The organism is Niastella sp. OAS944 (assembly GCA_024809215.1).
In the GTDB taxonomy this organism is placed as follows: domain Bacteria; phylum Bacteroidota; class Bacteroidia; order Chitinophagales; family Chitinophagaceae; genus Niastella.
Genome location: JANUBW010000001.1, coordinates 1,226,679 through 1,251,705 on the forward strand (window position 1 = coordinate 1,226,679; position 25,027 = coordinate 1,251,705).

The 25,027-nt window shown below is 45.0% G+C and carries 20 protein-coding genes; 5 read left to right on the forward strand and 15 right to left on the reverse strand.

All coding sequences use genetic code 11. The features are described 5' to 3' along the window. Positions 1-60: 60 nt before the first annotated feature. The 8 genes from GGD38_RS04625 to GGD38_RS04660 form a co-directional block, all read right to left on the reverse strand. On the reverse strand, positions 61-216 hold the full coding sequence (locus GGD38_RS04625) for a hypothetical protein (protein ID WP_375299190.1): 156 nt from the start codon (positions 214-216) through the stop codon (positions 61-63). Between the two features lie 55 nt (positions 217-271). Then, a complete protein-coding gene (gene moaCB / locus GGD38_RS04630) occupies positions 272-1,183 on the reverse strand; it encodes a bifunctional molybdenum cofactor biosynthesis protein MoaC/MoaB (protein ID WP_375299189.1) in 912 nt (303 codons plus the stop codon). A 65-nt stretch (positions 1,184-1,248) separates the two neighbouring features. After that, positions 1,249-1,695 carry a molybdenum cofactor biosynthesis protein MoaE gene (locus tag GGD38_RS04635; RefSeq protein ID WP_375299188.1) on the reverse strand — a complete coding sequence of 149 codons (447 nt, stop codon included), beginning with the start codon at positions 1,693-1,695 and terminating at the stop codon, positions 1,249-1,251. A 27-nt stretch (positions 1,696-1,722) separates the two neighbouring features. After that, complete coding sequence (locus GGD38_RS04640; RefSeq protein ID WP_375299187.1) at positions 1,723-1,956, reverse strand: MoaD/ThiS family protein; 234 nt, start codon at positions 1,954-1,956, stop codon at positions 1,723-1,725. 230 nt (positions 1,957-2,186) lie between these two features. Next, positions 2,187-3,368, reverse strand: a complete 1,182-nt coding sequence (gene glp / locus GGD38_RS04645) for a gephyrin-like molybdotransferase Glp (protein ID WP_375299186.1) — start codon at positions 3,366-3,368, stop codon at positions 2,187-2,189. Between the two features lie 10 nt (positions 3,369-3,378). Continuing rightward, entirely contained in the window at positions 3,379-4,359 is a 981-nt protein-coding gene (gene moaA, locus GGD38_RS04650; protein ID WP_375299185.1) for a GTP 3',8-cyclase MoaA, read from the reverse strand. A 137-nt stretch (positions 4,360-4,496) separates the two neighbouring features. Continuing rightward, a complete protein-coding gene (locus GGD38_RS04655) occupies positions 4,497-5,099 on the reverse strand; it encodes an NTP transferase domain-containing protein (RefSeq protein ID WP_375299184.1) in 603 nt (200 codons plus the stop codon). Positions 5,100-5,799: 700 nt separating this feature from the next. Further along, positions 5,800-6,957, reverse strand: coding sequence for an XdhC family protein (locus tag GGD38_RS04660; RefSeq protein WP_375299183.1), 1,158 nt, complete (start codon positions 6,955-6,957; stop codon positions 5,800-5,802). A gap of 175 nt (positions 6,958-7,132) precedes the next feature. Between GGD38_RS04660 and GGD38_RS04665 the strand changes: the two genes are divergently transcribed. The 5 genes from GGD38_RS04665 to GGD38_RS04685 all read left to right on the forward strand — a co-directional run bounded on the left by GGD38_RS04665 (position 7,133) and on the right by GGD38_RS04685 (position 12,994). Next, complete coding sequence (locus GGD38_RS04665; protein WP_375299182.1) at positions 7,133-7,615, forward strand: (2Fe-2S)-binding protein; 483 nt, start codon at positions 7,133-7,135, stop codon at positions 7,613-7,615. Between the two features lie 19 nt (positions 7,616-7,634). Beyond that, positions 7,635-9,800, forward strand: coding sequence for a molybdopterin cofactor-binding domain-containing protein (locus tag GGD38_RS04670; RefSeq protein WP_375299181.1), 2,166 nt, complete (start codon positions 7,635-7,637; stop codon positions 9,798-9,800). Positions 9,801-9,919: 119 nt separating this feature from the next. Next, the gene (locus GGD38_RS04675; RefSeq protein ID WP_375299180.1) at positions 9,920-11,110 is read left to right on the forward strand and encodes a Gfo/Idh/MocA family protein; all 1,191 of its coding nucleotides are present in this window, start codon (positions 9,920-9,922) and stop codon (positions 11,108-11,110) included. Positions 11,111-11,202: 92 nt separating this feature from the next. Next, positions 11,203-11,796, forward strand: a complete 594-nt coding sequence (locus GGD38_RS04680) for a phage tail protein (protein WP_375299179.1) — start codon at positions 11,203-11,205, stop codon at positions 11,794-11,796. Positions 11,797-11,830: 34 nt separating this feature from the next. Next, complete coding sequence (locus GGD38_RS04685) at positions 11,831-12,994, forward strand: ABC transporter substrate-binding protein (protein WP_375299178.1); 1,164 nt, start codon at positions 11,831-11,833, stop codon at positions 12,992-12,994. A gap of 32 nt (positions 12,995-13,026) precedes the next feature. Here GGD38_RS04685 and GGD38_RS04690 read toward each other — a convergent pair whose 3' ends face one another. The 7 genes from GGD38_RS04690 to GGD38_RS04720 form a co-directional block, all read right to left on the reverse strand. After that, complete coding sequence (locus GGD38_RS04690) at positions 13,027-14,259, reverse strand: adenylate/guanylate cyclase domain-containing protein (protein ID WP_375299177.1); 1,233 nt, start codon at positions 14,257-14,259, stop codon at positions 13,027-13,029. Between the two features lie 11 nt (positions 14,260-14,270). Beyond that, positions 14,271-14,471 (reverse strand): hypothetical protein, encoded by a 201-nt coding sequence (locus tag GGD38_RS04695; protein ID WP_375299176.1) that lies wholly within the window; start codon positions 14,469-14,471, stop codon positions 14,271-14,273. A 16-nt stretch (positions 14,472-14,487) separates the two neighbouring features. After that, entirely contained in the window at positions 14,488-17,610 is a 3,123-nt protein-coding gene (locus GGD38_RS04700; RefSeq protein WP_375299175.1) for an efflux RND transporter permease subunit, read from the reverse strand. Positions 17,611-17,811: 201 nt separating this feature from the next. Continuing rightward, positions 17,812-18,864, reverse strand: a complete 1,053-nt coding sequence (locus tag GGD38_RS04705; RefSeq protein ID WP_375299174.1) for an efflux RND transporter periplasmic adaptor subunit — start codon at positions 18,862-18,864, stop codon at positions 17,812-17,814. A 1-nt stretch (position 18,865) separates the two neighbouring features. After that, the gene (locus GGD38_RS04710; RefSeq protein WP_375299173.1) at positions 18,866-20,227 is read right to left on the reverse strand and encodes a TolC family protein; all 1,362 of its coding nucleotides are present in this window, start codon (positions 20,225-20,227) and stop codon (positions 18,866-18,868) included. 225 nt (positions 20,228-20,452) lie between these two features. Next, entirely contained in the window at positions 20,453-21,655 is a 1,203-nt protein-coding gene (locus GGD38_RS04715) for a helix-turn-helix domain-containing protein (RefSeq protein ID WP_375299172.1), read from the reverse strand. A 177-nt stretch (positions 21,656-21,832) separates the two neighbouring features. After that, positions 21,833-24,886 (reverse strand): hypothetical protein, encoded by a 3,054-nt coding sequence (locus GGD38_RS04720; protein ID WP_375299171.1) that lies wholly within the window; start codon positions 24,884-24,886, stop codon positions 21,833-21,835. Positions 24,887-25,027: the final 141 nt, after the last annotated feature.

Here is a 25,027-nt window from a genome sequence, read left to right on the forward strand (position 1 = left end):
CCTAAATTTCGAGTATGCATACCTGCAAAAGATACGTAAATACTGAAAATGGAAGCCAATTTATATTCTAACAGTGGTGTTATTTAAAAACATCTGCCAGTTTTTGCGGGCAGCTATATATAAATGGGCAATTGACAACAGGTAATTGGCAGGAATATCTAAACCAATAGGCAATTGACAATTGGCAATTAGCAATGGTTCCCGAATTTTAAGCACGCTGACTGTTTGCCAATTGAATATTTCATATTGCCCATTTCCTATTGACTATTGATCAATCGTGCCGCATGCCTTCGGCTACTTTAAAAATATGAAAGATGTAAGGGAACAAGGCATCCATCGATTCTTCGGTGCCTTTGGTTGAACCGGGCAGGGTGATCACCAGCGTGTTCTCAACAAAGCCGGCAATACCACGCGATAACATGGCGTACGGTGTGCGTTGCTGGCCATACTGGCGTGCCGCTTCCATAATACCGGGCACGGTACGATCGAGTAATGGACCGATGGCTTCAGGTGTTACATCGCGGGGACTTAAACCGGTGCCACCGGTAAATAAAATGAGGTTGTATTTTTCGCTTACCAGTTGTTTTACGGTTGACTGAATAGCATCTATTTCATCGGGGATGATCTTATACAAACCGGCGTTGAGGTTGAACTGTTTTAGTTTATTCAGGATCACTTTACCGGCGCGGTCTTCTTTATCACCAGCGGAAATACTATCGCTGCAAACAACAACGGCACAAAGAAAGTTCCTGATCAATGAATCCTTAAAGTCGGTTTTGCCGCCTTTTTTATTCAGGAGTTTTATAGTGCTGATCTCAATTTCTTTATCAATTGGTTTCAGCATATCGTACATGGTTAAAGCAGTTACCGATGCACCATGCATGGCTTCCACTTCAACACCCGTTTTATAGATTGTATGTACCTCTACCGTTACAACTATATTTAACCCATCGATAGCATGGCTTACAGCTGCATATTCTACCGGTAAAGGATGACAATCGGGAATTACATCACTTGTTTTTTTTATGGCCAGCAAACCTGCCGCACGGCTAAACTCAAACACATCGCCCTTGGGCACTTTGCGTTGTTGTATGGCTTCAATGGTTTCCTGCTTGCTTACCTTAACTATAGCAGTAGCTGTTGCCTGGCGTAAACTGGAGACTTTATTAGTAATACTATTCATTCTTTGTAATCGATCTGTTGTTATTAGTGTTCACTCGTCAACTCGTCAACTTGTTAACTTGTTAACTACTTATTCTCTTTCCATTGATAACTTTCATCTTCGAAAACCTCTTTCCCCCAAATGGGAAGCTCCGCCTTCAGCCTTTCAACTATTTCATTACAAGCTTCAATAGCTGCTTTTCGGTGTGCCGATGAGGTGAACACAAACAAACAAATTTCACCGGCGGCAATTTTACCTAAGCTATGATGCACATGCATACATACAAGTGGATATTTGGCAAAGATCTCTTCCCGTATCACATGCATTTTTTCCAGCGCCATTTCCTCATAGGCGGTATACTCTATTGCCTTTACCGTATTGCCCTCTATTACATCGGCACGCACCTGCCCCAGAAAAATGCTATGCCCGCCAATATTTGTTTTTGTATTGTGCTTTTGTATGCTATCGGCAATAAACGAAGGTGCAATAGGCCCCTGGGTGAATATGTTCTTTGGTTTGCGTTCTGTGATCATGAGTAACTTTTTTTTGTATGTACTTATTTACCCACCGGCGAATGGTGGCAATAAAGCCACCGTATTGTTGCCCGATAATGTGGTATGCCCCGTTACAATTTGCTTGTCAACGGCAATGATGTATGGCTTATTCACCAGCGCGGGATATCGTTGATTCAATTGTTCAATCAAATCGCTGGTATCTGCAGCACTATCAATGGTTACGGGATTATGTCCCATAATATCTGTTAGCTGTCCAAACACAATTACCTGTACGGCCATACAATATGATTTATTACTACAAATTTACTTAATTCCTATAAAAGGGTATATGTACCATCTGTTACCTGGCTAAATCCCAAATTCCAAATCTCAAGTTCCAAATAAAAAAATCTCAAATTCCAAATCTCAAGTTCCAAATAAAATACAAATCTCAAATTTCAAAACTCAATAACTGAACAACTGAATAACTTAAAACTAAGAACTAAAAACAGAGAACTGAGAACTCAGAATTATGAGATCAAATGAACCTCTACTTCTTCCCCAACTGCATATTCCATTTTTTCTTCGGGCAAAACCACCAAACAGTTAGCCATGGCAAAAGACCTTAGCCGGTACGATTCCTGCGAATCGAGCGGCGCAACGGTTTGCCCATCATAATATCCCTTTAAGAAGAAAGTGAGCGCAGCCGTTTTTGACCAGGCTTTTGACAGTGGTACTTTTATGCCGGGCACCACCGGTTTCAATTGCATCAACTGTTCCAGCGCAGGTATTACATATTCGTAAAAACAGGTAAGCACCGATGAGGGGTTGCCCGGTAAACCAAACACCCATTTTTTTCCTTTGGTACCAACAAACAAAGGTTTACCCGGCCGTTGTTTTAATTTATGAAACAGGGTGACTACGCCACAGGCAGCCGCCGCTTCGGGTACAAAATCATAATTACCTACGCTTACACCACCCGTCAGTAACACTACATCACTATTGTCTAATGCGTATTTCAAAGTATCCTTTACTACCTGCAAATCGTCCTTTGCTTCAAACACCGGCACCTCTACAATTTGTAATAACTGCAAAGCAGCACGCAACTGAAAGGAATTGCATTCATATACCTGTCCGTGCAACAAGGCCTTGCCCGGTTGCTGCAACTCATTGCCGGTAACTATAATGCTCATTACCGGTGTAGGATACACCAACACTTCCGATACACCGGTAGTTGCCAAAAAACCCACAGCCGCCGGCGTTAGTTTATCGCCTTTAGCCAGCATGAGCTCACCGGCTTTTATTTCAGAACCAATTAGCCGCACGTTGAGGCCTGGTTTCAACTGATCATCTGCAATATGCAGCTGGCCATTCTTCACTTCTACCTTTTCCTGCATCACAACCGTATCGGCACCGGCAGGTACAGGTGCGCCGGTAAAGATGCGTATTGCCTGGTTAGCCTGTAATACCAATGATTCAGGAGCGCCTGCAGGCACTTCGCCCTGTATGGTAAGGGTTTTATGCAATTCATAACCGGCAAACGATAAGGCATAGCCGTCCATGGCCGATTGTTCAAATGCAGGAATATCAGTGAAAGCCGTTACATCGGCGGCCAGCACGCGGCCTACGGCCTGTTGTAATGGAATGGTAACCGGCGTCAATGCAGTGGCATTGGCGCGGATCATATTTTTTGCTTCTGTTACAGAAATCATGTTGCTGGTATTAACCTCCGATGGTGATCATGCTACGGTTTTGAATAGCACTGGCTTCCAGGTGCTCAAAGTCGGTCGTGAGCTGTCCGCCCAGTTCTTTCTTCTTGGCATGAATACTTTGGCGGATCAACGGAGCAATATCGCCCCCATTGCGTAAAGTGGTAAGCAGATCGGTTTCTTCCTGTGAAAAAAGACAATTTTTCATTTTGCCATCTGCGGTCAGGCGCATGCGGTTGCAGGTACTGCAAAAAGGTGCGCTCATAGTACTGATAACAGCAAAAGTGCCGGCGTGGCCCGGAACCAGGTATTTTTTAGCAGTGTCGTTTGGTTCTCCTTTTAATGGGAGAATGGAATACTCTGCTCCTACTATTTGTAATATTTGTTGCCAGGTGAGTACTTTGTTGCTCGTCCACCGGTTGCCCTGAAACGGCATGAACTCAATAAAGCGAACATGAACGGGGCTGTTCTTTGTCCAGGCAACAAAATCATTGATCTCATGATCGTTGAAATCTTTCATTACTACCACATTCACTTTGGCGCGAATGTCGTTTTGGAGCAACAGTTGAATATTATCGTACACCCGTTGGAACTGATCGCGGCGGGTGATGAGTTGAAATTTATCGGCCTGTAAGGTATCTAAGCTAACATTGAGTGAAGTGATGCCTGCCTGTTTTAAGGTTGGCATAAATTCATGCAGGCGGGCGCCGTTGGTAGTGAGCGTTAATGTAACGGGCAGTTTCGACAGGGCCAGTATGATGTCAGCGGCATCTTTCCGTACCAACGGTTCGCCACCGGTAAGGCGGATCTTTTTCACCCCCATGCTCACAAATGTTTTCGCTATTGCCTCAATTTCGTTTGCCTGCATCAGTTTTGAAGCGGGCGTAAACTCATACTCCTCTTCCGGCATACAATAGAAACAGCGAAAATTACAATTGTCGGTCAATGAAATCCGCAAATAGTCGTGCACCCTGTTAAACTGATCAAGTATCATTATCCGTAAAGTTAGCTTAAAGTTGATAAGTTGACAAGTTGATAGTGTTGATAAAGGTCCTCAATTCGAAAAGTCTAAGTAATTGCAGACTAATAACTTTAATGGCTGTTTTACCTTTATCAACTTTATAAACTCTATCAACTTATCAACCTGTTATATTCCATTTCTGTATCAATATCCAATTCCCCTCCCTTAAAAGGCACTGAAGCCACTTCCTCAGGAGCCCCCTGTATTATCTTCCTCGCCCCTGTGTCGCCCTGCAAATCAAGCAGTTGTGCGAAATGGGTTGCAGAGAACAGGGCTGGAATGCCCAGCGTGCCGGCATAGGAGCTGGCGATTATCGACTTATGGCTTTTTTGCCGTTCATTGATGAGATCGAGCAGCAAACCGGGTGAAACATAGGGCTGATCGCAAACCATAAAGATCACCTGGTCGGGCGACGGCGTGCGGTTGAGCAGCGCCTGCAAACCGCACCTTATAGAGGAGGCAATGCCCTGCTCCCACTCAGGATTGAAAACAACATGCACCTGGGTATGATCAATCCCCGCTGCCAGCTGATCGGCATTACAACCGGTGACTACTACCGGTTGCGTGGTAATGGTAAGCGCCGTTTCTACCGCATGTTGCAACAATGTTTTACCCTGCCAGGGCAGCAATTGTTTGGGCCGCCCGAGGCGGGTAGAGGCGCCTGCGGCGAGAATGATAATGTCGGTATGGTAAATGGTACTTGAACTTTGCATTGTATTAGTTATTGTCTAACTCTTTTTAAGAATCAATTTCAAGTTCTTAGTTCTCAGTTTTTGGTTCATGGGGCTTTTCCTCTTCAACTAAACCACTAAATTCTCATTCTTCACTCAACCAAAACCTGACCGTGATCATTTTTCACCCCCTTTCTATAAATCATTTTGCAATTTCTATCGCTCATTCGTCATTTTCTATAAACCATTCGCTGAATTCTATTGAACATTTGCAATATTCTATAAGCAGTTGAGCGAATTCTATAAATCATTCGTCATTTTCTATAAACCATTCGTTGAATTCTATTGAACATTTGCAATATTCTATAAGCAGTTGAGCGAATTCTATTACTCATTCGTTATTTTCTATAAGCAATTCGCCGAATTCTATTAAACATTTGCAGTTTTCTAAAAGCAATTCGCTAAATTCTATTAAACATGTACAGAATTCTATAAGCAATTGAGCGAATTCTATATAAAAAGTGCTGAGTGCACTACTACTTTTGCTAAATGTTCTACTGAATTTGTCAAATGAGCAACTGAAATCAGGCGATAGACTACTAAAATCAGCAAAAGCACTTCTAAATTTGATAAAAGCATTATAGAATTCGAAAAACAGACTACTCAAATCACCAAATGGCTAACTGAAATCGATAAATCAACCGGCAAAACACACTCTTCAACTATTCAACTCGTCAACTCGTTAACTAACTTTCACCTCCTCAATCTCCTTTTCCACCCGCGGATGAATGGTATCGGCACTATTGCGTAACGATTCGCCATTGCGGCCGGCAATCACTGCCTTTATTTCTGAAACAATGGCCAGGGCGATCTCTTCCGCATTTTCGGCGCCTATATTTAAGCCAACAGGTCCATATACCGCGGTCAATTGTTCGGGTGTTGGTTCAATACCTTCGGCCTTTAATTCATCCAACATCCGCACCAGTTTTTTACGTGGTCCCAGCATACCAATATAGGTAATACGTTGCGTAAGCAACTGACGAAATATTTTAAGATCGTAATTATAATTATGCGTCATTAACACAAAAACAGTTTGCGCATCAACAGTGATCTGCGGCAGCACCGCATCTGATTTTGCAACCAGCACCTGGTTGGCTGTAGGAAAGCGTGCTGCTGTTGCATAAGCCGGCCGTCCATCGGCTACCGTTACCTGCCAGCCGAGTAAATGCGACATTTGCGCCACCGGTATGGCATCATTGCCTGCGCCAATGATCACCAGTGAAACGGCAGGTTTTATCAATTCAATAAACGCCGTGTATTGTTTGTTTTCTGCAATGTATGTTTTGGTGGCCGACACCTGGTTTATAAAAGCGGTGCGGGCATCGGTGGTGAGTGCCTGTTGCAATGCATCGCTGTTCATGCGGGCCGTTATAGTTTCACCAGGCAATTGCAATAAACAGGTACCGGGCTGCACTTCGCGCCGGTCGTTTAGTGAAAAAAGCATTACCAGCACGGCGTGTTGCCGTTGGCTGCTGATGGTCTTTAATAATTGTATGGGATTATTGGTCTGCGCCGGTAATATAGGTTCTATAACAATATGAATAATGCCTTCGCACCCAAGGCCAACACCCAGTTTGGCATCATCCTCATCGGTTGTATCGTAGGTTACCAGCATGGGCTGCTGCCGTTCCATCACCAGCAGGGCCTTGCGTAAAGCATCGCCTTCCAGGCAACCGCCACTGATGGCGCCGGTCAGTTGTCCGTCCTGGGTAATGAGCATACGTGCGCCGGGCCGCCGGTACGATGAGCCCTGCACATGCACCACTGTGGCCAGTGCCGTTTGCTTTCCCTTTTGTTGCGCCTCCTCAAAGGCCTGTATAATGGCCTGTATTTCTTTCATATAAAATTCTTTTTACTACAACTTCTTCATTAAAGTTACAACAGTTGGTACACATAATTTAACGCAAATTCGACCAACGGCGTTGGACTGATTTTGATCACAATTAGAATAAATTATTAGGAAGCCGTACCGGCGCCGTCGTAACTTAATACCCACTTTAAAATCACCCTTTTTTATGGCTTCCTACAAACTCAGTATAAACGGCGGTTCCTACGCAGTAGAAGCTGATCCCAAAATGCCCCTGTTATGGGTGCTGCGCGATCTGTTGAATTTAACCGGCACAAAATATGGTTGCGGCATGGCGCAATGCGGCGCCTGCACCGTGCATTTAAATGGTAATGCCATTCGCTCCTGCTCCATGCCCGTTTCGGCAGTTGGCAATCAAAAAATAACCACCATTGAAGGGTTAAGCACCGATAACTCCAATGCCGTACAACAGGCCTGGATAGCAGAACAGGTGCCGCAATGCGGGTATTGCCAAACCGGACAGATCATGTCGGCCGCGGCATTGCTGAAACGCAATCCCAACCCAACCGATCGCGATATTGACCTGGCCATGCTGGGCAATATTTGCCGCTGCGGAACTTACCCGCGCATTCGCAAAGCCATTCATAAAGCCGCCGCCATGATGAAACAACCACCGGCAAAAAGTTTTTAAAAGTTAACCAATCTGTGTTATGCAACCATCAAATTCAATCAACCGCCGCGCCTTTCTTAAACTAAGCAGTTTTACCGGCGCAGCGCTTACCATAGGATTTTATTTTCCTGCACTGGCAGCTGAAGATGCCTCCATTGTTACAGCAGCAACTGCCAACAACCTGGGCATTGCATTAAACGCATTTATTACTATTGATAAAACAGGTAAAGTATCGCTTGTAAATCACCGCGCCGAAATGGGTCAGGGTGCTTTTCAGGCAGTGCCGCAAATGATAGCTGAAGAACTGGAAGTGTCGCTCGACCAGGTATCGATCGTATTTGGCCCGGGCCATCAAAGCAAGTACGGTGGCAGTCAAATCACCGGTGGCAGTAGTACCGTTCGTGGCGCCTATAAACATTTATTAAGGACCGGCGCTACTGCCCGCGAAATGCTTATTGAAGCAGCCGCTAAAAAATGGGGCGTACCAAAAGAAGAATGTTATGCAAAGAACGGCGAGGTCATTCACCGCACCAGCAACAAAAAGCTCGGCTATGGCGAACTGGTAGAAGAAGCCGCAAAACTTACGCCGCCCAAACAGGTAACATTAAAAGCAAGAAAAGATTACACCATTATAGGTAAACCTTTGCCCCGGCAGGATACGCCGGCCAAAGTATATGGTAAAGCAGAATTTGGTCTCGATAAAAAATTACCGGGAATGCTATATGCCGTGGTAGAACGCAGTCCGCACTTTTTAGGTAAAGTAAAAAGTTATGACGACAGCGCCGTAAAGAACATGCCCGGGGTGAAACACGTTATCAAAGTGCAAATGCCGGTGTTCAATACTGTTAGGGAAGGTATAGCCATTATTGCGGATAATACCTGGGCCGCCATGCAGGCCCGTAAAGCATTGAAAGTAGAATGGGATATCACCGGTTTCGAACACCTGGATACCGCCGCATTGTTCAACCGCATGAAAGAAGACCTGAAAAAGCCGGGTCTTTCGCAACGTACCGGCGGCAATTTTGAAGCAACCTTTGCCAAAGCTTCAAAAAAAGTAGAGGCCATTTATGAAACGCCCTATGAAGCACACGCCTGTATGGAACCACTGAACTGTGTAGCCGATGTAAAAGATAATACCTGTGAAATATGGGGCCCCATTCAGGGGCCCGATTGGATACAACGCGACCTGGCCGACCGGTTGAAAATGCCCATAGATAATATAACCGTGCATATGACCTTTTTAGGCGGCGGTTTTGGCCGCAAGGCGTTTACCGATTATACCACCGAAGCGGCGCTGATAAGTAAGGAAATAAAAGCCCCTGTTCAGGTAGTATGGACGCGTGAAGATGATTTAACACAGGGGCCTTTCAGGCCCGGCGCTATGTATGAATGCAAAGCCGGGTTGAACAACGGCCGCATTGCCGCCTTTCAAACAAAGATGGCTGCGCAGAATATGGGCCACCAAAATCCGGGCGCCGATAAAAGCAGTTTTAACGACAGCACCACCGAAGGATTGCCCGAACCATATTTCAATTCAATTGATCATTATAGTTTTTCAGATGTTCCTACCGAATCAACTATTCCTGTTATGTGGTGGCGTTCGGTATATTCATCGACCAACGCATTTGCCTATGAAAGTTTTATTGACGAACTGGCATTGGCAGCCGAAAAAGACCCCATCGATTTCAGACGCGTACACCTGCGCGATGAACGCCACCTGGCCATTCTTGATAAACTGGAAGAAATAACCGGTTGGAAAACAAAGGGTAAAAATTCGGGTTGGGGCCTGGCCCTTACCGAATGTTTTAAAAGCATTGTGGGCGAAGCGGTAAAAGTATCGAAACAGGCCGATGGCAAATTAAAGATCGATCGTATAGTAGCCGTTATGGATTGCGGCTGGTATGTGAATCCCGATATTATAAAAGCACAGGTTGAAGGCAGCATTGTTATGGCGTTGGGCGCAGCCACAATACATGCTACCAATTTTGCCGATGGAAAAGCTGTTGAAACAAATTTTCATCAATACCGTATGCCACGTATAAACGATGTGCCGGATATTGAAATTTACATAATGGAAAACGAAGAAAAACCGGGTGGTGTGGGCGAACCGGGGCTGCCTCCCTTTGCGCCTGCATTGTGTAATGCTATTTATGATTTAACAGGAAAGCGAATACGAAAATTGCCGTTTAATATGAATGAGGTGTAAAGAACGAAGTACCAGAAGCAACAAAAAATTCAAATTCTTAACCACAAATTCACGTGATAGTATGACACAATAAAATATCTCTTTTATATTTGCTTCTTTTTTAATTAATAACCTGACTTTTGAACCCCAAACCAACAACTACTGCCCGCCGGCAATTCATTAAGAATGCCGCAATTCTGGTACCGACTATTACATTATTTCCATCGTGGTTAACCGCATCAAATGGTTCACGGCTACGTATAGCGCTTATTGGCGCCGGTGCGTGGGGACAGCAATACCTGCAGGCAGCATTACAACATAAAGAAATTTATGTAAGCGCCATTTGCGAGCACGATGCTGCGGCCATTCAACAAATAAAACAAATCTTTAATAAAGCAGGTATTGCGTTACCTGCTTTTTATAATGAGGGTTCGGCAGACTATAAAAAGCTGCTTGCCCGCACCGATGTAGATGCCGTGATTATTGCCACACCCTGGCATATACATTACGAAATAGCCAAAGCCGCCTTACTGGCCGGCAAACACGTAGCCTGTGGCCCCATTATGGGCAGCACTATTGAAGAACATTGGGATATTGTAAACACCAGTAAACAAACCGGTAAACAATATGTAACGCTCGATGAGCAAAGCTATCGCCGCGATCTGATGGCTATTACCTGCATGATAACGGAAGGTAAGCTGGGCGAGCTGAAAACCATTCATGCCGGTGCAGGCTATTCGCCACTACAGGCAGAGCAGGGTGCTACTCCCTACCCTGTTTACCCCGCAACTGCCACCGCTAATTTGTTAGGTATATCTTCAGCGAATCGATATACTTCTATGCGTATACAACAGCATCAGCAGGATTGTGTTATTACGAAAGTGAATCCCAAAACCAAAACCTCTTATCAGTTTGTAACCTCCGGTTTGGCAAGCACCATTTGCCTGGAAACCAGCAATGGTCAATCGGTTTTATTACAATCCAATTTCAATACAGAGCAACACATTTCAACCGGATTTTGGTTACAGGCAACCGGCGGTAGCTGGAAGGATATTTGGGAATGGGTAAACGTAACCGGTGGAAATGCAGTTCGCCTTGATCTGGGTGACAATCATCCTTACCTGATTAACAGCCTTGCCCAATATAAACAGGCGCCTGGTCAGGAAAACGTAGCCCTGATGTTGAACGATTTTGTGAAAACCGTGCAACAGCCTGCTACCGGGCACCCACCAGTATGCGTAGCTGCAACCAACAGTGTAATAGGAACGCTGGCGACTATGTCGGCCCGGCAGCATGGCACAACCATTCAATTCCCAAACTTTTATTCATAACCCCAAAGTATATATACTGTCGCATCCGGCACTCGGCCTGATGCATTCAGCATATTTGTTAAACCCTGTTATTCATACCTTAATTTTTTAGCATGGATCAACCATTATTAGGCGCGATTCTAATGTTCGCCAGTAATTTCGCACCAAGACACTGGATGTTTTGCCACGGCCAGGTATTGTCAGTAGCCCAAAATACCGCGCTGTTCTCTTTATTGGGAGCTACCTATGGCGGAAATGGTTCAACCACTTTCGCACTGCCCGACCTGCGTGGCCGTTTTCCTATTGGTGCTGGTCAGGGTACCGGTTTACCCAATATCAACGTAGGCGAAACTTCAGGTGCCGCAACCACTACCCTGCTCATTACTAATATTCCTGCGCATAGCCACACAGCCAATGGTAATGGATTAACAGTAGCACAATCGGCAAGCACAACCGCTGGTACTACAAACATTCCTGGTAATACCCTGGTGCCTGCTGTACTGCCTTTAATAGGCAGCGGCCCCGGCGCTACTCCTATTAAAGGGTATGCACCCCAGGACAATAGCACAACCCTGGCATCGAGCCAGGTGAGTGGCACCTTAACAACAGACACTACCGGCGAAGGTCAGCCCTTTTCAATTATGCCACCGTATGTGGGCATGAACTATATCATTGCCGTACAGGGCATTTTTCCAAGCAGACCCTAAAATCGATCTTTAACCGTACAATCATTATAAGCGCATGACCGCCCCCCTTACCGTTGGTTTCCTCACCCCCTACTCAAGCACCTATCCGTACTATGCGCAGCACCTGTTCACGGGCTGGCTGCTGGGTATGGAACTTGATCCGGTGCGTCAACGCACCATACAGTTTGTGCAGGAATATACCAACCTGGGCAGTACGAGCGATACAGAAACTGCAGCGCGCAAGCTGCTTTTCTTCAACCGGGTTGATGTTATATCGGGCTTGATCAGCTATAAAGCCATTCCCGATATGACTCCCCTAATAGACCGCGAGCGAAAACCGGCTTTCTTTTTCGATATGGGCGAACATGTGCCTTACTTCCCCATGCTGCACCCCGATATTTTTTATGCATCGCACCAGTTATGGCAATCACAATATGCATTGGGTTACTGGGCGCAAAAAACGTATGGCAACGGCGGTCATATTATTATGCCCGTTTATGAAGCCGGTTATCATTTGAACAGCACTTTTCAACAGGGCGTAGGCGCAGCCGGCGGCACACAAATGCAGGTAACGGTAGTTCCCTTCGACCCCAACGACCCCAACCGTATGGAACTGAGCGGCTTTTTCGACCGGCTGGCCAAAGACCCACCGCCTTATGTACACGCCATCTTTAGTGGCAACCGGGGTATTGTATTCCTTAAAAAATGGTTAGGCAGTGGCTTCCATAAAAAGATACCGTTGCTGGTTCAGGAAACCATGGCCTACGAAGATATCATTGCCGATATAAAACATATTGACCTGGAGCTTTACACTGCGCAGCAATGGATACGCGAAGCAGAAAGTAAGCCCAACCAACTATTTGTAAAAAGGTTTGAAAATTTAGCCAAACAACCCGCCAATATCTATTCACTGCTTGGTTATGAGGCCGGCCTTATCTGGAAAGAAATATTACCACATGCCCTGAAAAAAAACTGGGACACGGTAAAGGCGCATTTACGCGAAGGGGTTATTGCAGGTCCCCGGGGAGAAAAGAATTTCTTTCCCCACTCAGGCTTTGCCCTGCCCACCACCAACATTCTCAAGCTTACAACATCTGGTAACAAAACGCACAAACTGATTCTCGACCAGGGAAAAGGGATGCGTTTCGATGCACAGGAATTTGAACTTATACATCGGGAAAGCGATTCTGGCTGGCAAAACCCCTTTCTGTGTTATTAAATTAATAATCTGCTGTATAAGCCTTTGTTCCATTACGCCAGCTTATACACCCCCACCGGTTTATGCCAGCCTTTAAGCGCTACATAACCAAAAGAATCGACTGCGGTTTGATCACCTTCTATTGATTGTATCACCTCCTCCGAAACCAGTAACTGCGATCCAAACTGTTTATTCAATTGTTCTATACGCGATGCCAGTATCACCACACTTCCGGTTATAGAATACTGCCGGCGTTGAGCAGTACCAATATTACCCGTTACCGCCTCACCGGCATGTATACCAATACCCACCCGGGTTGCAGGTAATAACCTGTTAAGCTCGTGCAACAACATAACTGCTGCCGCCACTGCGTGCTGCGATGGGTTTCCCAGTTTTACCGGCGCGCCAAATGTAACCATACAACCGTCACCCAAAAACTGGTTGATGATGCCGTTGTTCTTTGTAACCGTATCGATCACGATCTTAAAAAAATCATTCTGGTATTGCACAATCTCTTCGGGACTTCTATCAGAAGCATATTGGGTAAAGTTGCGGATATCGACAAACATCACTGCCACCTGCATGCGTTTGCTTTCGATGGCGCCATTATTCTCCAGCATCTTTTCGGCTATTTCCATAGAGATCTGCTGGCCAAAAAGATGTTCGGCCAGATGCCGCTTTTCCACTTCTACCAGTAATTTATTTATACCACTTCTTATCTGTTGAGCAACCAGCCCTGCCGCAATACCTGAAAATACCAGTATGGCTACCTTTACTCCATCTGAAGCATAAAAGTGTTCATACAAAAAATAACTGAACGTAAAGTAGGATGCCGCTGAAAACACACCACAGAAAAATGATAACCAGAAATTCAACCGCAAGGTGGAAAGAATAATAAAAACAAAGTAGATATACACCACAGGTGAATTGAGCACATTGAATTGCGGATACTGTTTTGCAATGATAAAGATCATACATGAAGGCAAACACACTTCAATAACAGTATTTACATACCGTGCGCCCAATGGTATGTGTTTACGGTTCGATCGCAAATGTTTGCTAATAACAATGAACGATACTACCTCGAAAAGTAGTATCGTTACCGGGAATAACCAGGTTAAATTGAGATCAACATTTGGCGTACCGGACTCTGTTGTCTTCAACACAAACAGATCGAGAAAGCGATAACCAATACCCACAGCAAACAATATGATCAAAATAAACGTTCTGCGCTTTTCATGCAGCAACAATACCTCGTTTATATTTTCGCCGAAAAGAACTTTCATGATAACAAGTTTTAATGGATCCTGAACTCATTGTCTTCATTACGCTGGCGCACTGGCAAACAAAGCAGTATAACACAGGCAACAAACGGCAGCGGTAAGCCCAGCCAAAACCATAACCAGAATTTTCTACCCACGGTCTTTGCCATTAAACCCGTTACAAGGGGAAAGAAAAATGGCAGCGCAATTATTGGTAAAGCAACTAAAACCTCCATATACTAATTTTAAATATTAAGCATTAATAAGCACCGGTGATGGCTGAACCGCAGCCGCCTTTTTATTGAACCTGCTTACTATTTTGTCAACGATAACATAAATAACGGGCACTACTACCAGCGTAAGCAACATAGAGCTGGTTAACCCGCCAATAAGCGCCCAGGCCATACCATTTTTCCATTCGGCCCCTGCCCCACTAGCCAACGCCAGCGGCAGCATACCAATTACCATAGCGATGGTTGTCATTAGAATGGGACGTAACCTGGTGCGGCCTGATTCTATCAGGGCATCTACTGTTTTATACCCCTGTTGTTTTAATTGGTTGGCGCAATCAACCAGCAGGATCGCATTTTTTGCAACCAGCCCTATGAGCATGATAATACCAAGCAGTGAGAAAATATTGAGCGACTGCATGGCCAATGCCAGCGCCAGCAATGCACCTACAATGGCAACAGGAATAGAGAACAATACCACAAACGGATAGATATAGGAATTGTACAATGCCACCATGATGAGGTATACGAAAATGATAGAGGCGATCAGGGCATAACCCATACTTCCAAAAGCTTCGGCCTGTTGTTTCATGTTACCCTCATACTCTATTGATACACCGGCAGGCAACGGATCTTTTTCTATCGCTGCTTTTATTTCAGCACCTACCGTACCCTGCGGGCGGCCACTCACTTCACTTGAAACCGTTACAGAACTGATACGATCTTTACGCTCTAGCTTGGCCGGACCGATTGTTTTTTCTATAGCAGCAAACTGGTTGAGCCTGATCACCTCACCGGTTGTATTTACAAATGATAACTGTTGCAGGTCATTTACCGAGCCCCTATCAAATGCATCGAGCTTAACCGTGATATCATAGTCATACTGTCCTTCCGATAACTGGGCATCACTGTTACCACTGAATGCCAGCTTTATGGTATTTCCAACCTGGTCCATTCGCAGACCCAGCGCCATCATTTTGTTTTTATCGATGCGGATACTAACCTCAGGTTTATCATTTTCAATAGAGATCTTTGCATCGGCAGCACCGGGAACCGATTTTATCTTTTGCAACACCGTATCGGCAAAGGATAACAACTGGTTTACATTACTACCGCTTAACACTACCTGTATAGGCGCTTCGCTGGTGCTACCCATAATATCTACGTTAGCGATCCTGATCTTGGCGCCCGTGATCTTTTCCTGCAATTCCTTTTTTATCACCTGCGAGAACTGCTCTGTACTAAATGGACGTTCGCTTTTATCAACCAGTTTCACACTTACTTCGGCCAAATGCCTTTCGCCCTGCGCCGCAAACTGGTTATCGTTTTTACCCATAGAAGAAAACACATTTACCACTTCGGGTTTTGAAAGAATGTACCGCTCTACTTCCTGCGTTTTCAAATTGGTTTGTTCAATAGTGGCATCTTTAGGTAATTCAACCTTCACCACCAGTTCACCACGATCGCCCATATTCACAAATTCATTGCCTATAAAACCACCGCCAACCAGTGAAAAAGAACCAACCAGTAATGCCAGCGTAGTGATCAATACCCAACGTTTATGGGCCAGGCTCCACTTCAACAACACAGTATAACTTTCGGTAAGACGGTTAATGCGTTGCTCTACCCAAAGAATAATACGCCCGCCCGGTTTCTTTTTATTGGGATGTGTTAACTTACCAAAGCGCGAAACCAGCAATGGCGTCAACGTAAAACAAACAAAAAGACTCATAAGGGTTGATACCACCACAACCATGGAGAACTGACGAAGGATATCGGCTATCATACCATCAACCATTGTTATAGGCAGGAACACAACCACATCAACAAGGGTAATTGACATGGCCGTAAAACCGATCTCATTTCTTCCATCCAGGGCTGCTTTTCGCTTGTCCTTCCCCATTTCCATATGCCGTTGAATGTTCTCCAATACAACGATGCTGTCATCGACCAATATGCCCGCTACCAACGACAGGGCCAACAGGGTCATAAGATTGAAAGTAAACCCAAACAGATGTATACCAATGAATGTAGAAACCAACGATGCCGGAATGGCGATCATTACAATTACCGCATTGCGCATACTGTGCAAAAACACCAGCATCACCAGGGCCACCAATACAATTGCCAGCATCAGATCGTGATTAACAGCTTCGGCAGCTTTCATGGTAAACTCCGACGAGTCCTGTGCAATGGCAAACTTTAATTCATCAGCGGCATATTCCTTTTCCAGCTTTTCGATCTCTTCATGCATTTGCCTGCTTACCTCTACCGCATTGGCATCGGTTTGTTTGTATACCAGTAAACCTATGGCGGTATTGGCGTTGTAGCGGCTTACCGTCTCGGTTTCTTTAACGCCATCGATAACAACAGCTACATCATTGAGGTGAATGGCCCTTCCATCGCGATTGGCGATCACCACATCTTCTATATCTTCAGGCTTTTTAAATTTGCCGGCCAGGCGAATGGTGGTTTCACCCCGGGTATTTTTAACTGAACCCGCAGGAAAATCGAGATTGGAAGTTTCAATTGCTTTTAATACCTGTTGCACATCCAGCGCATATAGTTCCAGTTTCTTACGATCGATATTAACGCGCACCTGGCGTTCTTCACCACCCATTATACCTACGTTGGCCACGCCTTCCAGTTTCGACAATAAAGGCACGATCCTTTGTTTTACCACATCGTACAATGCGCGGTTGTCGGTTTTGGCGGCTATCGACATTTTCATGATCGGCGCTTCATCTACCGAAAACTTTGATACCACCGGATCTTTTGCATCATCGGGCAAACGCGAAGCGATGGCATTTACCTTTCGTTGCGCATCCTGCATCGCCTGATCGATATCTACATCGGCCTTGAACTCGATGATCACATTCGACTGGCCTTCGAGCGATTTTGATTTTATATTATCCAGTTTCTCCAATGAAGAAACCGCATCTTCTATCTCCTTCGTTACCGAGTTCTCTACTTCGGAAGGAGCAGCACCCGGGTATGAGGTGCTTATGGTTATTATTTGTTTCGACATCTTGGGCAGCAGTTCGTACCCGATAGAGAAATAGCTTACTATTCCTATAAGACCCAGCACCGTGAATATTACTACGATGAGTGTGGGTCGTTTTATTGATAGTTCTGTTAATGACATATGTTGTTGGTTGACGAGTTAATCCCGATGCAATCGGGAACGAGTTGACGAGGGCTGTAAGCTTGAGACTTGCGTTTATATTCAGCAGTCATACTGCTCAGCCTTTAGCGTTCAGCTGTATTTGTATTTGCGTTCAGCTTTAGGCCTTTGGCTTTCGGCTGTATTTGTATTTGCTTACAGCTTAAAGCTTGCAGCTTGCGTTTACTGTTCAGCTTTCACTGCCTTTCCGTTTTCGAGGTTCAACTGGCCGGAGGTAACCACCTGGTCGCCGGTCTGTAATCCTTCGAGCACCTGTACTTTTGCAGGTGTTATCTTTCCGGTTTTAATAACCCGCTGTTGCACCTTATTATTAATTACTACGTATACAGTTGCCTGTTTTGTACCTGCCAGCAAAGCGCTTACAGGAACTGACAAACCGGTTTCGGCAATACCACCAGAGAAAGTGACATCGGCCAGAATACCTGCTTTCAGCTTTTCTTTACCATTATTGGGCAGATCGATCTCGGTTAAAAATTTTCCGGCAGCATCTGCTTTATCACTGATCATACTTACTTGGGCAGGTTGTGGTGCATTTAATACAACGCTGTTCACTGTTACTGCCTGCCCTGTCTTTACCTTTACGGCTTCCTGTTCACTCAGGTAAATATTTATCTTCAATGAAGCATTGTCTATCAGTTGAGCCAGAACGGTACCAAATGAAACATAAGAGCCGGCTTCTACTGTTACGTTCTCTATTTTACCGGTAAAGGGCGAACTAATTTGCATGTGTGCTATCTGTTGCAGCATTTCTTTTTTCTGCGCCAGTAACGATGCGTATTGCAGTTTTACACTTTCCAGTTGCATAGATGTGGCACCGCCCATTTCTATCAACTTTGTGTACCGGTTAATATCGAGCATTGCTTTTGCCAGCGACGATTCAATACTGCCCAGTTGTGCATGCAGCACAGCCGCATCGAGTTGTGCAATTACCTGTCCTTTACGCACTACATCACCATTCTTTATATATAACCCAACCAGCTTGCCCTGTACTTCCGATGCTATCTTTACTTCTTTAGCGGGCGCTGTAGTTCCATTAATAGTAAAAGCGGTATTGAATGAATCAACTTTTACAATGGCAGCTTTTACCGGTATCACCGCATTGTCTTTAACCGGTTGTGCAGCCAGATCGATCTTTGCTTTGTTATTCGCCAGCACCACACCAATGCTACCGGCAATTAATACAACTACTGTTATTTGAATGATCTTCTTTTTCATGTTATAATGAATTTCTGTATTCAGTTAATAATGTTCCGTTTGCTTTATGAGCATTTACCAGGCTGGTTTGTACATTTATTTGCGCCTGGGTATATAAGTTTCGCGACTGGCTTAACTCTCTTTCGGCATCGAGCAATTCAATGAGCGTGGTTATGCCTTCGGTATACAGCGCTTTGCGGGAGGTGAATACTTTTTCTGCCAGCTCAAGGTTCTGTTGTGTTATGAGCACTTGTTTGCGATTATTCTGAAGCGTTTCGCTGGCCGATACCCATTCCATATTTGCCAGTTGCTGCTGCTGTTCATTACGGAATTGCAATTGTTGTAATTCTACCTGCGCTATGTTTAACCGGTTCTTTCTTCTATGGCCATCGAACAGGGGAATGGAAGTAGTGATACCAATCGTTGAGCTTTTATAACCATAATCGCCTTTCAGCGCATCGCTCATTTTATTGTACTGCGATTGATAATTGAACCGGGCGAATGCATTTACCGTTGGCAATTTTTCAGCCCTTATCATTTTCAACTCCAGTTCTTTTGAAGCGATCAACTGGCGGTACAGGTGTACATCTTCACGCTCATACAAACGGGTGCCGCCACTTTGTAATGATTGAGGTCCGCCGGCGAGCTCATTGGTAATGGTAACGGTGGCATTGGCTGGTACGCCCAACAGGTATTTAAAATATACCAACTGCTGATCGTACTTTGTTTGCCATTGATCTAACTGTGATTGAATGTTGGCGGCGTTGATCTGTAACGATTCAAAATCGATGCGTTTCAGCACCCCGCTTTCATATTGGGCTTTGGCAATGCTTTCAATTTCGCGGATGTTTTTGTAATCCTTATTTGTGGTATTGATCTTTTCTGTGGTAGCCAGCAGATCATAATAGGCCGTGGCCACCTGATACACCAGCTCCTCGCGGCTAAGCAGGTGTTTTGTTTCTGCAATACCGGTATTCATTTCAGCGGCATCAACCTGCAACCTGGCCGCTTTGCTAATAAGGGTTTGGGTAGCTTCAATACTGGCACCTGTTGAATAGCGTGTTCCAAATTGAACGGGGATAAGGTCTTTATCGGGTTCGCCGATAAACTTACCGGGTAACATTTGAGATGGCAGCGCGGCATTATACTCGGCTTTGCTGCTAAAATTTAGCTGAGGTAACCAGGCTGCCTTTGCAACGCGAACGCCATAACCTGCTATTGGGTTATTAAGGCTGTCGGCCTTTAAAGAATAATTGTTAGCCAGCGCCATATCAATGGCCTGTTTAATATCAATGGATGTGGTTGGCGATTGTGCCTCGCTTCGCAGAACGCCGATCAGTAATAATACCGGCAAACTGGTTAACCATCTCCGCCTTTTGCTCATAAAATTGGTTTTGACTTTTTAATAAAATTTGATTGACAAGTCAAAATTGCGACGTACAAAAGGCGATACGGTTCCGTTTGGCCAATGCGAACAGCATATACCTGTTCGTATTTCGTTATTTAAAAGTTGGAACCAATAAGTAGTTGACGATCAGTAAGCAGTGATTTCTCCGAACGCCGTTCCGATTAATAAATCCGAACGGTTCGGCTGCAAAAAATGAACAGATCAGGACGCTGTAGTGAGGGAAGTTTGCTTTTCGCGAAACTCGGTAGGCGTAAGACCCGTAAATTTCTTAAAGACGGTATTGAATGTGGTTTTAGAATTGAACCCCGCTTCGAACCCAATGGAAAGAATGGTATGGTTACTGCTTTTTTCATCGAGCAGCAAGCGCTTGGCATCTTCAACCCGGTAGTTGTTTACCACCTCATAAAAACTTTTCATCATGCCTTCATTCAGCGCCTGCGAAACCTGGTAAGCAGGTACCTGCAGTTTACCGGCCACCTGTTGAAGGGTTAGTTCCGCCTCCTGGTATAGCTTTTCTTCTTCCATTAAAACAATGATCTTCTTTACAAGTACCTCCATACGGTCATCGCTTTGTACGGTTTTGGCGGGTTTGGGCTTTTTACCGTTTGAGCCATTTATTTCAATATCAGCCGCTTGCTGTATGGTTGCCTCGGTAGCTTCCTTGTTTACACCAGGTTGAACCTGCCAAACCGTATACTGTTTTATACCCAGCCAGGTAGCTACATATATATAAGGAGCACCTACCGACATATTAATAAGCAGTATCAGGCTGATGTGGTTAGGAAAAACAAACATGAGCGGAAAGGCCACAAAAAATACCCCAATTAAAACCAGGAACCCATTCACAAGATACCGGGCCCAGTTAAGATCGATGCGGCTTGTTTCGGAAAAGAGCTGGCGTATAGACCGTTGATAAGAAATTAACTGACTGCGGGCCATGAAATAATACACTACCTGTAAAACAGGCCGCCCCATTACAAGTAGTATAGTAGTAGGGCTACCCAACACACCAATGGGCACCATTCCGGCATCGGGATAAAGCTTTGAATACTTTAAAAGATTAAAGTAGGTTGGTATCACCCACAAAACACATATTATAAAATGCGGCCAGGCCTTTCGAAAAGTGATCGTTTCTTTAAAACTTCGAATGTAGAGATATAAAAAAGGACCAGGGAGAAGGGGAAGTGACTGTACAAAAAAACTATTTTGCCAGCCAACAAAATGAACAATGATCGGCAACGACATTACTGCAGAAACGCTCATGATAAAACAGGCCAGAAATAAGTTAACCGATTTATCGCCCCGGGGGTGAAAGAAGATAAGCGCAGCCAATAGCATTCCTTGCAGAACACCCAGGCCGAGAACCATTCTCAAAATATTTTCAGAAACAGTTAGTGTCATCATACCCATAATTTGGCGGGTACGGGGCTACAGAACTTTCGATCAAAGATAATGAAACCGGGCAATGGCAGCCAAAAGGTTAATAAAAAAGGGACAGCCAAAAATGACCGTCCCGTAATTGCCTAAAAGTGTGAACCATCTATAAATGCACAGAATTAAATACGTTGAAACCCAAAAAGGTTACTCTATAACTACTTTATTTGTAAAGAGAACCTCCCCGGTTATTTTATTTATTCCTTTAATAAAATAAGTTCCTGATGTTGCAATACTGAATTGTTTAATTACACCACTTGCCAGCGTTTCTTCCTTACCTATCATTTTTCCATCAACATGGTATACCCGCACAACAGTAAGTGCCCCGGCATTGGTAAGTAATACATTGAATTTTCCTTTTGACGGTACCGGCCATACTTTGACCTGTGGCGTAGCATCGCTACCGTTCACCGTTCTTATTTCAGAAACAGCTGACTTGCCATCCAGATCTTTTTGCACCAGGCGATAATAGGTTACGCCGGTATGATCGTTCTGGTCCTGCATTGCATACTCCAGTTTTTCAGAACTGCTGCCATTCGTTGCTTTACTATCAACTTTGGCTATAGTAACAAAAGGAGCTCCGGGTGCGAAGGTGCGTTGTACTTCAAAATAATCATTGTGCTCTTCCTGCACGGTTTCCCAGGTTACAGCAACCGTTGCAGCATCTTTTCTTTTTGCTTTAAAATTTACCAGTGATATAGGCAGTGCGGCATCAGGCGTTACCCGCAAATTCACCGTGCGCGTCATGGTAGCGCCTTCTGCATCGGTAACGGTAAAATCAAATGCGGCCAGTCCGTTGGCAGTTGGAGTAAACAGTACGGTGCCGGGTGTTAGGGGATCGGCCATTACAAAACCATTTACCGCATTGCCGGTTGTAAACATCGGGCTATTGGTATAACCGCGGGCCAGCAGTTTAAGATCGAGTGAAAATGCGGTTCCGGGGAGAATAAAGTAATGCGGTCCACCCATCCAGTCGAGGTAATCATCGAGCTGGGTAAAGCCATCCAGGTCGGCATCGTTATTGGCATCGGAAAAATCATTGGCAGCGGAGTTTGCATTTAATCCTTTAAGTGTTTCCCACCAATTGGGCAGGCCATCACCGTCGGTATCGAATTCTGCGGCACGGTGCAGTTCGGGATAATCTTCCCAGCCGCCTACATCGCTTACTTTATCAACCAAACCAGGCGTACCCTTGTAGCTTCCATAATAAGTGACTGTTCCATTCAATGTTTCAATTATAATGCGAACGTCATGATCATCAAATACCGGCTGGTTACTTCCCACATTTGAAAGCACCCGTTTGTATGCGTCTTTTGCGGTTTGTGTTGCTACATATGAGTCGAAGAAAGGCGCCGCTACAAAGCTTGGATAATGCACGGCTTCCCCGCTGGCCCAGGTTTCGTTGCGCCCAAGCGATTGTGTACTTTCATCGAAATAACCAGGCATTACATTACCCTCGCAATAATACCGCTGGGTACCCAGGCCTACTCCTTCATGATCGGCCGTTAGTGCAACAAACTTACGGGAAGCAGCACCTGGTTTGTAATAGTTGTTTACAAAGTTCACTTCATGGGCGCCGCCATCGGTAGTGCGACCGCCCCAGTTATATACAACGTTGTTACGGATGTCGAGCTTACCTGAATAATAGCCATTGCCATCGAGGCCACCGCCCATACTCCAGTTGCGGCCTTCGCAATGCGCCAGCAAATTGTGGTGGAAGCTGCCAATATAACCACCAATAGTTGCCGCATAACCATGTGCCGTACCCGCAGGATAGTTCTGATGCCCGGCCACATTCAACGCTTCTGAGATAAGCGTTCGTTGCAGTGTAACATTTTTGGCATTTCTTGAACTGAAGGCTTCATCGATCGTCCAGCTAATGGAACAGTTGTCAACGATACTAAAATCACCTACATTACCCATACCATCTGTGGTAACAGGCGCCCCCACCCGTACGCGCAAATGGCGCATCACAATATCTTTAGCACCGGTACCAAACGGATTGTTCCTTATACAAATGCCCTTGCCCGGAGCGGTTTGCCCGGCAATGGTGATATAATTCTGACCAACGGTCAATCTTGAGTTAAGTGTAATGATACCCGATACATCAAATACAATGGTACGGGGGCCAATATCATTGGTAACGGCTTCGCGCAAACTACCGGGGCCATTATCGTTGAGGTTGGTAACATGCACCACTTTACCTCCACGGCCGCCACGTGCAAAACGGCCATAACCTTCTGCATCTCTGAATGCCAGTTGGCGTGGACGGTAATACCAGATATTTCCCTTGGTTACATTGCCATTCACATCCTCCTGGTCTATTCGCCAGTAGTAACTGTTCATACTGTATTGTGCAGTTGCTGTATAAGCAGTTGAAGTAATGCGGCCTTTGTAAAGCGATGAAGCTGGTGTTGCATTAGCAACAGAAGCAGAATCGATACCTATATAAACATGGCTGGCCACGGCACTGGCTGCATTCGTCCAGCTCATATTCAACGTGCCATTATCAGCATCAACATGTTCATCGCCATGTGCAGGGTATGGCAACTTTGCCTGGTACAACGGATTACCTACATTGATCTCTATACCATTAAGCATAAAGTTTTTATGCGTGGCGCCGGTTGTTGTATCGGCTACAAACAACATCACCACATCCTGCCCGGGCACCGCATTGGCAAACACATAGGCGGTTGGTACGTCGGAGGTAACCGTTGAACGAACAGTAGGCATAAGGTTATCGTATTTCATGGCGCCATCTAAATACACATCAATTGGTGCGTATGTACCGGCCGCCAGATTATCGACATTATTATGATACGTAAGTATGCTATGCGTACCGGCAGGAAGACCGCTGATGCGCATTTCTATCTGGGCGCCATTGGTGCCATTATTTACACGTACCCCATCGCACACCAAACAGGCGAAATAGGGCGTTTGTATACCAGCTTTATACCAGTTGGTGTTTAGTTTATCGCCATATGGCCCTTTCCTGATGAGCTTTATGGTAACACCATTGCTTAATGAAAGAGTTGCGGTATCAACTGTAGTAGCAGGCAAAGCCCAGCCGGTATAACCCGGTTCAAGTACCTCAGCATCGGGCCGGCCGGTTTGGTTCAGGTCGATCTTAATTACAGGGGTTTGGGCCGAAGCATTGAAAAAGCAGCAAATAAATAAAAGGAACGGAATTGAAGTGCGCACACACTTCCTTGTTCGTAAACAGCAACGCATACGTTAGTTTTAAATGGTTTTATGGAACAGTAAAATGAAAAAGCCACGAAGGCGCATTCCCGGCTTAAAAACAAGCATATAGCCGGAACAACCTCCAGGTTGAGTTATAAA